The sequence below is a fragment of the Segatella baroniae B14 genome, from assembly GCF_022024235.1.
GTDB classification, from domain to species: Bacteria; Bacteroidota; Bacteroidia; order Bacteroidales; family Bacteroidaceae; genus Prevotella; species Prevotella bryantii.
Window position 1 is genome coordinate 337,027 of sequence record NZ_CP091800.1, and the last position, 12,799, is coordinate 349,825.

The following is a 12,799-nucleotide window of genomic DNA, read 5'->3' on the forward strand; positions in this document are numbered from 1 at the left end:
AACTATAATTACGATATCCCTTTAGCTATTGCTTCTTTTACTCGGTCGGCTAGTTCCTCATAGGTGTTATTGGCTTCTGGCATGATGGCAGGCAGAAATTCCAAAATAATCTTGTGTGGTTTCACAAGGAGACTGGAACGTGACCAGGCTTCGTAGGCTCCTGTAATACGAACCGGAATAATCGGAATGTTAAGTTCGGTAGATAATATAGCAAAGCTCTTCTTGAAGTTTCCCACTTTGCCATGGTGAGTTCGGCTACCTTCAGGGAAGATAATCAAATTTTTATTATCCCTCAGTACCTGAGCTAATTTCAACAGAGAGTTGCGTAGATTGCTTCTTTCCATGAGAATGATATTGGTATTGCGAGCGTATGCTTTGCTCAAAGCATTCTTCACATGATCTTCTTTAGCATAAAAGTAAGAGTGTGAAAGTACCTGAGTAGGTATGGCTGCAGCTACCAATGGTCCATCGAGAAAACTCTGATGGTTAGGTGCAATGATGCAGGCATGGTCGAGTGGTAGGTTTTCGATACCTCTTACTTCCATTCGATTATAGCATTTTAAAAAGGCCTTAGATAGTGCTCTAGACAGTGGAAGTAGGAAGGATGCTTTAGGTATCTCCACAGCGCTTGTGTCTGAATGAAGGAAGGTGTGCCAGTCTTCTTTCTCAACATCCATACGGGTTTTGCTCTCGGCAATGGCTTGTGCCAAAGTTTCTATATTTTTATAGGAAGGGAAAACAGAAGCTTTAATATGAGTACCGAACGTGTGCTCGATAAAACCTTCGAGTGCTACCATATCAAGAGAATCTAAGGCTAGGTCGGTCTCGATATGATCGGTTGGCTTTACCTGAATTTTCTTTTCGCTTTGAATGTAATCCTTGAGTATCTGGTATTCCTCTGATTTTGGTTCATCGATGGTGACTTCTGTAGTGACAGATTTTGCACCACTCAGAATATCCTTCAGTTTGAATCGTTGCAGTTTCTCTAGTTTTGTGCGAGGTAATTCGCCACGGTACACCATAAGACTCATAACCTTCTTATAGTTGGTTACGCTACGATTATAAGGTTCCAGAACCTCACGCTTCAGCGCATTTTCTACCACTTCATCCGTAAGGTTTTCAGCCCATGTTTTTTGTGGAACAATGATTGCCTTGAGTAAGTCACCATCTTGTACAACTGCAGCTTCTTTGATACGCTCGGTATACTTCTCGAGTTTGTATTCTATTTCAGCAGGCTGAACATTTTTTCCATTGGAAAGTACGATAATCTCTTTACTTCTGCCGGTAATATAGATGCGCCCTTTCTCATCTATTCTTCCTAAATCGCCTGTATGTAAGAATCCGTCTTGATCGATAACAGCTGCAGTCTCTTCAGGTCGATTATAATAGCCCTGCATGATGTTTGGTCCCTTGGCACATATCTCACCATTGATAATTTTACACTCTAAATCGTTAAGTGGGAGTCCGACACAATTAGGTACTAAGTCGCCTGGTCGAGTGAAAGCAATCATTGGTGCTGCCTCGGTCATACCGTATCCCTCCAGAAGTTCAAGTCCTAGTGTTTGCAGGCCCAATGCTATCTCTCGGTCGAGTGGTGCACCACCGCTGACAAAATAACGAATGTTTCCACCCATTTTCTGATGAACGGCCTTAAATATAAAGCGTGAGAAACTTACCAGGTTCACCTTTGCACAGAGATCGAACAACTTACGGGTAATCCATTTCTCATCGATTTTCTTTTTGATTCCTCCATAAAGGGTCTGCCATAAGCGAGGAACACCAACCATAATGGCAACTTTACCCCGTTGAAGGGTATCCATAATGTCTGGACCCGACATAGAAGGGCAGATGGCAATGCCGCCACCTGCAAATAGTGGCATCACTACCGTTCCGACAAGTGGTAATACATGATGTAGTGGTAGTAAGACAAGAGTGCGACGGTCTGGTGTGAAGATAGGTACTTCTTGGGTTACAGCCTTAATATTGACGAGTATATTTTTAAAGGATAGCATAACACCTTTAGGAGAACCGGTAGTTCCGCTGGTGTAGATAATCACAGCAGTGTCTTCTTCTTGGTAAGCGATCTTCGCTTTTTCTCCATTTGCAGTTTCAGACTCGTAATCCTCTACCTGCAAGATATCCGCCTTTTGACCTACTTCTTGTAGTGCAGCTTGTACGATTTCCACTCGTTTGGCATTCGTCCAGATACTTGTAGGCTTACTGTCGTTGAGAATGTAAGCGACGTCGCTTATGGTAGCTGAAGCATCTACAGGCACAGCGATACCTCCGTTAGCCCATATCGAATAGAAGGCATAAATCCATCCGGTACTATTTTCGGCAAAAATCAAAGTTCTTTCGCCTTTTGCCCTAGGATTCTTTTGTGCATACACATAAATATGTTCGAGCAACTCCGAGAACGTAACCTGTTTTTCTCGTGAGATAATCGCAATCTTATTGGAATCTTTAATCATTTCAATCGTTAATATTTTTATAAATGCAAAAATACGATAAGAATCGGGAAAGTGAAAAAATATCCTATAAAATCATGCGATATAAGTTGATTAAGCCTATTTTGTCCTATTAGGAATACAACAAAATCCTATTTTGTGAAGACTTTTTATCCAATCAACCTCTTTCGATATTCTTCAGGAGTGAAGCCAATTTGTTTTTTGAAAAGTCGAATAAAATAAGATGAGTCGTCCATGCCTACAGCTTGTGCAATTTCTTGAATGCTCATCTCTGAGCCCAAGAGAAGTGTCTGGGCATGCTGGATTTTCTTGTGGTTAATATATTGAAGCGGAGAGATTCCAAGAGTTTGTCTGAAGGTACGGATAAGATATGATTTGGTAAGGCATGCATTAGCAGCCAAATCTTCTATCGATATGCGCTTATTGATATTCTGTTGTATCATATCGAGTACAGTAGTAAGGCGTTTGTCGTTGAATGCGGCCTTCGGATGGGCATGTTTAACAAAGTAAGATAATAGTATTTCGACCATGCCATGCAACTGTAAGCGCTCATAGGAAGCCATTTTCATATATTCTTTTAGATAGTCGAAATATGACATGTGATAGAGAAAAGCCACCGAGTTTCGGGAAGGAAGGTTAAGCTGAGGATAGAGCATACAGTAATGTTCGAAAAGTAATCACATAAAATAATCGCACAAATGGTGATGAGATATCCTCATTCATCCATTTGTGTACGGTTTGTGCATGTCCTATATTCAATACGATGAAATTATCCTCCATATAGTGATGCAAAGTTACATTTTTTCATGAATATATCGTAGTTATGGTATATTGATGTTAATTCTGCATATTTTGAGAATATGGCAAGGACCCTACCAGGACCTTTTTTATTATAACGTATAAAATCTCCCCAAGTTATATTTTAGGGGGAGATTTTAATGCTTTTTTTAAGAAATCATAAGTTTTGTATCCTATGAATTTATGTCGTGTCTTCACATAGGATTAACTCCCTATGATGGTTTATATAATGCTTTCAGCATTTATTTTTTGATGTTCTTCTTTACTACTTTCTTCTTGGCTACAGTTTTCTTGGCTTGAGCAACAGGTTTCTTGTCTACCTTCAAGACAGCAGTGCGAATTTTCGCAGGAGCAGTTTTTTTCTTGTCATATACCACTACTACAGTTTTGGTCTTGGCATTATATATAGCCTGCTTAACACCTGGAGCGGCTTTGGCTGCAGCTTCAATTTTAGCCTTGCTTTCATAACCGTTAACCTTAATATTAGTCTTTACCTGCTGTGCTGATGCTGCAACAATCATCATGGCTGCAAGCATTGTCATCATTAATTTCTTCATAACTCTCAGTATTTTTTATTCTAATAAATATTATGTCAATCTTGTTTTGATCACCTGTTTTCGTTGCAAAGTAAAGGTTTTCAGTCTGATTATTCAAATACTTTCAACTAATGGCTCTTTTTATTCTGTAAATGACGGATGTTTCATGTGCAATCATTTTCTGAGTGTCTGTTATTCTCTATATTGGGTATCAGTCTTTCCTATAATAAAAAAAAGTGCCCTCACTCTAACGAATGAGGACACCAAGTGATGTATGAATTATCATCGGTTACGGTTATAGGCATATTACCAACAATCTTTTTCACATCGCTATTGGTATCTGCATCGGTATAACGACCATAGCCAGGAGAGAATACGTAGATATCGCCATTGTCATTGCTCCAGATAGTCTGATAGTATTCGTTCAGGTAATTGAAAAGTATACCTTTTGCAACATTATCTTCGCCTGGATATCCGATTAATACTACAGCTAGCGGAATAAATTGTTCGCTTAGTTGTAATCTTTTGCGTATGCCATTTACCTTTTTTCGATAGGATATGCGGTAGTCCATACTGCACCTTTTCTAAATAAAATGAGGAGCAAACCGAAGTCTGCCCCTCATCATTTGTTATAAATATATAGATGTATAAATGTTTTTTTATTTAAAGATCATACTGATATTTTCACTTTCCCATGTTACCCCCTTCTGTCGGATATTCACTTCATACTTACTCTTACCACGTGCGATGGCATTTTTATGGCCGAGAAGCATAGCAAAACTAAAATGTACCAGTACTAGAAAACCGATAACCATAGAACCGACAAGAGCATACCAGTTAGCGCCAAGTAGGCGGCATATAGTATTGTAGGCTTCTTCAGAGAAAACCAATGTCAAGTTCATACCACCATGAAAAAGAAGGAATGCTGTCAGCGCTAGTCCTGAAACGCTCATAACGACCTTACGGCCGATGGGTGAATTAATTATCTCTTCAATCTCACGATATTGAGAGAGAATGCAGGAATCGTCAGTTGTAGTTTATCATGATGTGGAGAAACGGTTTCAGACATAGGCACGACCAGAGTAGGGGTGTCAATAGAATTTTCATGAATGCCCTTAGCTGATGACAAGCGGATAACTTCACCCTGTTTTACCTGATAGCCATCAAGATCGATTTGACATGTGGTGTTCTCCTCGCTGGTATTTGCTATTTTCACGATAACATCACCTTGGAGTTCATCAAGTGTAGCCGTCGAGAAAATACCTGGAGTAGTATTTTGTTGTAGTTTAGTATCAAAAATGAGTTCGTCATTCAGCCATGCTTTGAGTTTGTCACCATCTTGTTCGAAGGTTATGTCGTACCATTTACCGGTTTCCACCTTGCCAGTCTTAGTGGCAATCTGCATCTTAGCACCGTTAACCACTTGTTCGATGCCATGTTGAGTATTTCCCCATCCGCCGAAATTAACCCAACTGTAGTTGTTTTCGTCGATATAATTGAATACCAGCATAAAGCCCTCAGCACCACTATCTTTACGAGCGCGCAATTTAATGGTAGAGTGGTTGCTTACTAACATATCGCCGATATTCAGACAAGATTCTCCGTTGCCTTTCTGGCTGATGATGTTGTCCTCATGGTGCCAGTCACCCTTTAGGGCTGTATATTTCTGATCAACAGGTTTATCGTTTACACTTACCAGTTGATATGAAGCTTGAGTAGCCCATGTTGCGAATCCCAGTTTACTCTTTTCTGGCGAAACCAATTTAGCTTCGAGATCAGTTTGATATGGATTATCCTGAGTAACATGGAGAACACGTGTTCCGATGTGATCAGCCATCATCTTTTGTACGTAATAAGAAGGTGTGCCAAAAGCACTTTTTGCGTTAAACTGAATCATATCAGGGCGCCATCTTAAATCATTAAGATTCGCGAAAATAGGGGCATAACTTGCCATCTTTACCACGTCACTATTATTTTCGATGCCCATCATATACACCGCTTCACCAAGCGCAGCATCAAGTGAACCGTTTACACCGAATCCCTGTGTTACAGCATATTCGCCCACATAGATATCGTGTTTACCACGTTCATATGAATCGTATTTATGAAAATTATTAGCAAACCATGCCGGGTTACGATAGTAATGTTCATCCAAGAGTTCTACCTGCTCATCAGAGTTCCATTTTGGATTATCATTACCCCACGCTACCACATTGCCGATAATATGCATTTTCGGATATTTAGCTAGAATAGCATCTCGGAAGAGTTGGTAACGTTTGTAGTACTGGTCGCTCTGCTGGGTAGGATCTTCCTGATTATTTTCGTTACCTATTTCGATATATTCGATATGGTATGGTTCTGGATGACCGTTTTTAGCACGGAGGGCACCATATTTTGTGGTAACATCGCCGTTGGCATATTCGAGTGCGTTGAGCGCTTCATCTATCCATGGCTGTATGCTGTCTACGGGTGTGAATCCTCCATGCCAAATACCGACATTTACAACATAGAGCGGTTTGGCGCCAAGGTCTTCTGCCATTTGTAGATATTCATCGAAGCCGATACCATCGGTAGTACGATACCCCCAGTTTACATTCCAGTGGCCAGGACGCTGTTCGATAGGTCCGATAGTACGTTCCCATCTGAAAGCATTATCAGGACTCTGTTGCCCTTCGACGAAGCAGCCTCCAGGGAAGCGGAAAAATTTGGGATGAAGTGCTTTGAGCATAGAAGCCAAGTCTGGTCGCAATCCATTTTCGCGATTATTAAAGGTAGGAGGGAAGAGACTTACTACATCAAAATCTACAGTACCTTTGCCCTCAGAAGTAATCCAGAGACGAGCCTTTTCATGATTGGTCGTTGCAGTAAACTCAGCAGTGTATTTCTTCCACTTGTTTGTAATCTTTTCATTGATGTTGGCAACGGCAAACATCTTCTTTCCACAATTACAGCCCAGATAAACTTTCAGATTACCATTCAGTTTACCCTTAGCCCAAAAAGAGAGTTTATAAGTTCTGCCTTTAACGGTATTGATACCCCAGAATCCCTCATTGCTGATACCCGAGGTACCCTTACCGGTAAAGTTGACTTCCAGATAATTTTTCTGTGCTCGATTTAGTTGTTTCTTGGCCGAATTAACCAAGGTCATAGTAGCCCCTTGATAAGTTTTCCAAGCCTCTACTGTTTTATCATTATCTTCGAAAGAACGGTTTCTTACCAGTTCGGCATACAGACCGCCATCTGCAGCATGATTAATATCTTCATAGAAAATGCCATAAAGATTTGGTGAAACTCTGACCCCAGGATTTTGAGTATCAATATGAATATTTACTTGCGCCTGAGTCAGAGTTGTCATACCCAGCAAAGCTGAGAAAAGTAATCCTTTTCGTATCATAATTTAGGTTTAATTGATTATATTAGATTTATATGATTTCTAATGGCAAAGATACAATATAAACCTTATTATGAAGTGGATTAAAGGGGCAAAAAGGTGGATAATCCCTATTTATGCGATAATTTCGCGTTACCTACACAGCTATTTGGCATTTGTATGTGAAGCATCTCACAGATAGTAGGTGCGATGTCTACATTCTTCGTAGGTTCTGAGCTTTCGCCATGGTTTACATGCCAGCCATAAAGTATGAATGGGATATGAGAATCGCTTGGGTTCCACATACCGTGTGTAGTACCAGTATAATCAGGTTTATTAGAAACATTCTCCCAACCCTCTCGTGCAATATAGAGCAGATCACCACTTCGAGAAGGCATGTAACCATTGATAACACGCTCACGAATCAGCTGAGGTATTGGCGAGGTTAATATCTTATTATAATCTACAGTAAAGAGAATATTTGGATTTTTGTTAAACTCAGCAATTACCATTGCTTTGACTTCATCGACAGTTTTGCCTGTTTTCTCGATAGCAGAATGATTCAGATACACGCTACCAGCAATTTCATCGCTAATAATCTGCTCACTCGTTCCGAGTTGTTCACCTATAGTCTTATTCACTTCTTTAATGAAAGTCTTAGTTTGTAGGCCACCTGCAGGAATCTTATGCGATTTTAGTACGTTATGATTGTGTTCTGCACCATGATCAGCAGTAAGGAAGAGTAGATAGTTACCTTTACCCACTTTAGAATCGAGTATTTCAAAGAAATGAGCCAGTTGCTTATCGAGTTCCATATATACCCCTTCATTCTCATTTCCACGAGTGCCGTAAGCATGGCCGATGACATCGGTAGAAGAGACACTTACAGCGAGAAGGTCGGTGATATCATCTTGTCCCATTTGTTCATTTTCGATAGCAGCTTCAGCCATCTCAAAAGTCTTGGTAACGCCCATATTCGATGATTTGACATCGAATCCTGGTTTGGTACCTATCTTTTTATTGATTTTCTTTACCCATTCAGGTAATTCCTGACAATAATATGTAGAGGTAACAAAGTGTCCAGCTGAAGTATCCCACCAGTAAGCACCGTCAGCACTGAAACCTGCAGGAAGAATAGCAGCACGGTCTTTCAGAGCAACACCGATAACTTTGGCCTTCTGATCAGTTGCCATTTTAAGCATATCACCAATACCTGTAGACTTCAAGCGATGAGGTGACATCTGAGCCTCTTTGCTCTTGCTGCCAACCCCCTGTACATTGGTATCAGTACAGCAGTACACATTTTTACCATCTACATGAAAATTGTTACCGGTAATACCGTGAAAAGCAGGACATGTACCTGTATAGATAGAAGAATGGCCAACAGCTGTAATCGTCGGAATATAGTCTATCATTGTGTTTTCGTAACTATATCCCTGGTCAACCAAGCGTTTTAATCCGCCCTCCTGAAATTTGTCGTAGTAATAATACAGATAATCCCATCTCATCTGGTCGACTACCAGCCCCACAACCAATTTTGGGCGTTCGATTTTAGCTTGAACTTGAATGGTAGAAGCAGCCAGAAGGCAAACAGCTATCAAAACATTCTTCATATTCATATTTATTTATTTTTGTTTAACATCTGCAAAGATAGTGAATTATAATAAAAAGTGGTAACTTTGCCACCGTAAATTGAATATGTGTTTTTAGGATAATGAAATCGCAGAAATCGCTTAAAGGTCAGCTTAAGGTGTTGACTGTACCTGTTTTTATTGAAATAGCCCTTGTTATGTTGCTTGGAGCCGTTGATACGGTGATGTTAAGTCGATATAGTGACAACAGTGTAGCAGCTGTGGGACTCGACAATCAATTGATGTCGCTTATATTTCTAGTTTATCAGTTTTTCTCTATGGGTGCAGCTATACTATGTGCTCAGTATATAGGAGCTAATCTGCAGAAGCGGTTGGTTCAGGTCGTAGGTGTAGCGTTGCTAGTGAATTTCTTTTTAGGGTTATCTGTAAGTATACTGCTGTATTTCTTTGCTCCACAGATGCTACAGTTGATGGGGCTACGTCAGGAACTGATGGGCGATGGACTGGTATATCTTAAAATAACAGGTGCATTATCCTTTTTTCAGGCATTATCCCTCACCTTTTCAGCTTCGCTTAGAAGTGCCGGAAAAGTAGTATATCCGATGACGGTAACGGGTATAGTAAACATTCTCAACATTTTTGGTAACTATGTTCTGATATTCGGAAAATGGGGATTTCCGCAGTTAGGTGTAGAAGGAGCAGCGATTTCAACAGCCATCAGTCGTGCTATCGCAACACTTTTATTGGCAACCATTCATTTCCGGGTGCATATTCCAAAATTTCCGTTTAGCTATTTCAGACCATTTCCGTGGAGTGAATTTAAGAATTTGCTACATATCGGTGTGCCAGCGATGAGTGAGGAGTTATCCTACGGTTTATCCCAGGTAGCCATCACCTATTTTATCAATAAGATAGGCAATGAAGCCCTTGCAGCTCGTACCTATTGTGTCAACATCATCATGTTCGTTTATCTCTTTTGCGTAAGTATAACACAGGCTGGTGATATACTAGTTGGGCATCTCGTGGGGCAGTTACGCCATCGTGCAGCTTTCGTGTTAGGTAATTATTTCTACCATTTGGCATTGGTCGTAACCCTTTCAGCTTCAGCTATTATGGCCATTTTTGGTAAGCCCTTATTTTCGATGCTGACCAATAATCCAGACATCATCTCTATGGGCTTTTGGGTGCTTGTAGTAGATCTATTCTTGGAATACGGTCGTGTATCTAATATCTTTGCTTGTGGAACACTTCGTGCTACAGGTGATGCTGTCTATCCGGTTATAATTGGTATCATTTTCCAGTGGAGTATAGCCGTAGGTGTAAGTTATGTTATTGGTATACCTATGGGCTTCGGACTTATAGGTATGTGGGTGGGATTTGCGCTCGATGAAAATATTCGAGGTATTATCTTGAAGCGTAGATGGCGCTCATTAAAGTGGACGACTAAAGGATTTGTGAAGTCAGCAGCCTAAGAACATTTCAGAATAGTCAAGGCACTTGAATCATGTTATGTTTTAAGCTATTTTTAATGCTTTGATTTAGATTTATTCTTTACTTTCCGCCTCTTCATCTGGCGTCAGTATCCAATCGTATTTCTTTACCCATCGCCAGATGGTGACACGTGAGAGTTCGGTCATGCTTTGTATCTGAGGTTTAGAGAGTCCGATACGCATAAGGTAGCAGACCTGCATCTGCTGTTCGGTGAAATTACCCAATTCCTTTAACAATCTGTCCTTGAATAAGGGATATAGTTTATCTACGGCTTGGTATAACTGCTTCCAGTCAGACGATTTCATGTTTTTCTTTCCTTTAGAGGACTGCCTGATGGCATAAATCACATCCTCAGCCTTGCCCTCCAATTCTGATTGGTGCAACAGTTTGATAAAAGTCTTATTCTGGTCCATCTTTTCCGATAACTGTTTTTCTTTCGCTTTCAAAGCCTCGTGATAATCAGACAGTTCAGTATTAACTCGTTGAAGTTCGCGTTTCACGTTGCTGAGTTCATCAGATGATTTTTCCAATGATTTCTTTGATCTCGCAAGTTCTTTCTCTTTCTGCTCAATATCTTTACGAAGTTGCTGCTCGTCATTAGATACCCGCTGTAGTTCTGCCGAAAGTGAAACAACCTCCTTTAAATGTTTGTTACGCCTTCTTACATAAAAAATGTAGGCAACACACGCTAATAGTATTGTTGTCATGACTACAAAGATAAGCGTGTTCTTATACTTTTCTTTCTCATCTTTTAAAGTCTGCTCTTTCTTTTGATCAAGATGATACTGAAACTCGTTATTGACTGTTGCAGCTAATTCTTGGCGTTTCCCAAAATCCAAAGAATCACTTATTTGCATATAAACTCCTGCATAGTAATTGGCATTTTTCATATCCCCCATTCTGTCATATATCCGATAAAGAAGCTTTGATGCGTCATACATATTATATATGTCTTTTCCTTTATTAAGTAAGAGCTTAGCATATATGATAGCAGAATCTTCTCTATTACATAATTCATAGTATTGCGCAAATGCCATGCAATGGAAATCCGAAAACTCGTATATTGGATCAGTTTCTATTAGAGAAAAGCATTCTCGAGCACTAGAAGATTGTTTCAAAACAGAATAGTCACACAACAGATAGAATAGTGCATCTTCATGTCTTGAAGTGTTTTTTGAACGAACAATTTCATCAAAGGCCGCATCAAAAGCGATACAAGCTTGCTGTTGGTTATTCTGCGCAAGAAATGCTGTACCAATATGCAAGTATGGAAGCGTTGTGTTTTTCCTCATCTGCTTGGTGATTTCAAGTTCTTTCTGAGCCATTTTTACAGCATCATTATAATTCTGAACTTTATAATATAGGTCATTTAGATTTGAATACGCATTGCGCATCATAACCGAGTCACAATCATTTTCATTCTTGGCATATTCTATAGACTTGAGGAAATATTCCAAAGATCGGGGGGTGTCTTGTAAGTCACGATATACACTACCTGCATAATAATATACTTCTTGTCTATCATGCATAGAGCCATTTTCTTCAAAATAGCCAATAAGATTCTTAATCATAATATCTGAATTGGGTATATTGTCAGCCTTGTCATTCAGTCTGATTTGTAATAAATCATATTTGTTCTTGACATAATCACTCTCTTCTCTAATTAAAATTTTCAGAGAATCCAACATTGCAAGTGCTTTCTTAGGGTTATCGTCACCTATCATTTTAATTCTCTCTAATTCTTCTATAGAATGTTGTTCTTTAGAGCATGAGAACAAAAATAACAAACCAAATGTGCACAGAACACGAACAATGAATCTTACTATACTCATATTGAATCTTGATTTATGGATGCAAAGGTAGAAAAAAAATAGAGCAAAAAACTAAATTTTGGACAGAAAATGTTTCTCTGCGTTTCTCACAAATTAGCATAGCATTCTAAGATTTGTTACTTTATAGTACTACTTAAACCGCTGATATACAGATGGTTAAAATTATTGAATGGGGAATGGGTAACATATTTTAATATATATCAGAAACACAATGAAACAAAAAATATATCTATGCATGGATAAAGGTTCGTAACTTTGCACCCAGAAAATTCAAACATTTAAATTCAAATTGATGAGAAAAAACATCAAATTATTGGCAATCATGTTTGCCTTCGCAATGCAAAGTGTTACGATGTGGTCAGCTACCACTTCTATGTACCCTGTATCTCTCTCTTATCGACAAGGACCTCTGGTGGGAAACAACCCAAAGCCATCGAAAGCTCCGGCTCACTTTTGTATTCCTTTGAGCGTCGTCCTTGATGAGGATAGTCAACAATTGTTGGTAACCGCATTAGCAGAAGGAGAATTCACATATAATATATATAATGAAAGTAATGAAATCGTCTCTCAGGGAGTCTTGAATTGTAGCAACAATGGTAGTTATGGTATCAATCTCAGATTTTGCTCCTATGGGACATATAATATCGAAGTTTCATATAATGAACATGTTTATGAGGGAACATTCATACTTGATTAAAAGTCCATCTTTATG

9 protein-coding genes and 1 pseudogene are annotated in these 12,799 nt (G+C 39.4%); 2 read left to right on the forward strand and 8 right to left on the reverse strand.

Going from position 1 to position 12,799, the window contains the following annotated elements; translation table 11 throughout:
• Positions 1-8: 8 nt before the first annotated feature.
• From L6469_RS11610 to L6469_RS11640, 7 genes and pseudogenes are all read right to left on the reverse strand, one after another.
• On the reverse strand, positions 9-2,471 hold the full coding sequence (locus L6469_RS11610) for an AMP-binding protein (protein ID WP_006283777.1): 2,463 nt from the start codon (positions 2,469-2,471) through the stop codon (positions 9-11).
• Positions 2,472-2,617: 146 nt separating this feature from the next.
• On the reverse strand, positions 2,618-3,124 hold the full coding sequence (locus tag L6469_RS11615; RefSeq protein ID WP_006283778.1) for an AraC family transcriptional regulator: 507 nt from the start codon (positions 3,122-3,124) through the stop codon (positions 2,618-2,620).
• A gap of 384 nt (positions 3,125-3,508) precedes the next feature.
• Positions 3,509-3,823 (reverse strand): hypothetical protein, encoded by a 315-nt coding sequence (locus L6469_RS11620; protein ID WP_039871284.1) that lies wholly within the window; start codon positions 3,821-3,823, stop codon positions 3,509-3,511.
• A gap of 278 nt (positions 3,824-4,101) precedes the next feature.
• Positions 4,102-4,227 (reverse strand): annotated as a pseudogene (locus tag L6469_RS14750) (DUF4374 domain-containing protein); the annotation flags it as partial.
• A gap of 234 nt (positions 4,228-4,461) precedes the next feature.
• Positions 4,462-4,755, reverse strand: coding sequence for a hypothetical protein (locus L6469_RS11630; RefSeq protein WP_006283781.1), 294 nt, complete (start codon positions 4,753-4,755; stop codon positions 4,462-4,464).
• A gap of 29 nt (positions 4,756-4,784) precedes the next feature.
• A complete protein-coding gene (locus tag L6469_RS11635; RefSeq protein ID WP_006283782.1) occupies positions 4,785-7,196 on the reverse strand; it encodes an alpha-L-arabinofuranosidase C-terminal domain-containing protein in 2,412 nt (803 codons plus the stop codon).
• Between the two features lie 107 nt (positions 7,197-7,303).
• Complete coding sequence (locus tag L6469_RS11640; RefSeq protein WP_039871329.1) at positions 7,304-8,785, reverse strand: alkaline phosphatase family protein; 1,482 nt, start codon at positions 8,783-8,785, stop codon at positions 7,304-7,306.
• Between the two features lie 101 nt (positions 8,786-8,886).
• Here L6469_RS11640 and L6469_RS11645 point away from each other — a divergent pair, with 101 nt between their 5' ends.
• Complete coding sequence (locus tag L6469_RS11645) at positions 8,887-10,236, forward strand: MATE family efflux transporter (protein WP_006283784.1); 1,350 nt, start codon at positions 8,887-8,889, stop codon at positions 10,234-10,236.
• 72 nt (positions 10,237-10,308) lie between these two features.
• On the opposite strand, the gene L6469_RS11650 is transcribed toward L6469_RS11645, so the two are convergent.
• A complete protein-coding gene (locus L6469_RS11650; protein ID WP_039871286.1) occupies positions 10,309-12,087 on the reverse strand; it encodes a tetratricopeptide repeat protein in 1,779 nt (592 codons plus the stop codon).
• Between the two features lie 292 nt (positions 12,088-12,379).
• Between L6469_RS11650 and L6469_RS11655 the strand changes: the two genes are divergently transcribed.
• Complete coding sequence (locus L6469_RS11655; RefSeq protein WP_006283786.1) at positions 12,380-12,784, forward strand: hypothetical protein; 405 nt, start codon at positions 12,380-12,382, stop codon at positions 12,782-12,784.
• Positions 12,785-12,799 lie beyond the last annotated feature (15 nt).

What these genes read in the sequence shown, in the direction of transcription:
- L6469_RS11610 (WP_006283777.1), bottom strand. Translation starts at nt 2,471, where the DNA reads ATGATTAAAGATTCCAATAAGATTGCGATTATCTCACGAGAAAAACAG.
- L6469_RS11615 (WP_006283778.1), bottom strand. Translation starts at nt 3,124, where the DNA reads ATGCTCTATCCTCAGCTTAACCTTCCTTCCCGAAACTCGGTGGCTTTT.
- L6469_RS11620 (WP_039871284.1), bottom strand. Translation starts at nt 3,823, where the DNA reads ATGAAGAAATTAATGATGACAATGCTTGCAGCCATGATGATTGTTGCA.
- L6469_RS11630 (WP_006283781.1), bottom strand. Translation starts at nt 4,755, where the DNA reads ATGAGCGTTTCAGGACTAGCGCTGACAGCATTCCTTCTTTTTCATGGT.
- L6469_RS11635 (WP_006283782.1), bottom strand. Translation starts at nt 7,196, where the DNA reads ATGATACGAAAAGGATTACTTTTCTCAGCTTTGCTGGGTATGACAACT.
- L6469_RS11640 (WP_039871329.1), bottom strand. Translation starts at nt 8,785, where the DNA reads ATGAAGAATGTTTTGATAGCTGTTTGCCTTCTGGCTGCTTCTACCATT.
- L6469_RS11645 (WP_006283784.1), top strand. Translation starts at nt 8,887, where the DNA reads ATGAAATCGCAGAAATCGCTTAAAGGTCAGCTTAAGGTGTTGACTGTA.
- L6469_RS11650 (WP_039871286.1), bottom strand. Translation starts at nt 12,087, where the DNA reads ATGAGTATAGTAAGATTCATTGTTCGTGTTCTGTGCACATTTGGTTTG.
- L6469_RS11655 (WP_006283786.1), top strand. Translation starts at nt 12,380, where the DNA reads ATGAGAAAAAACATCAAATTATTGGCAATCATGTTTGCCTTCGCAATG.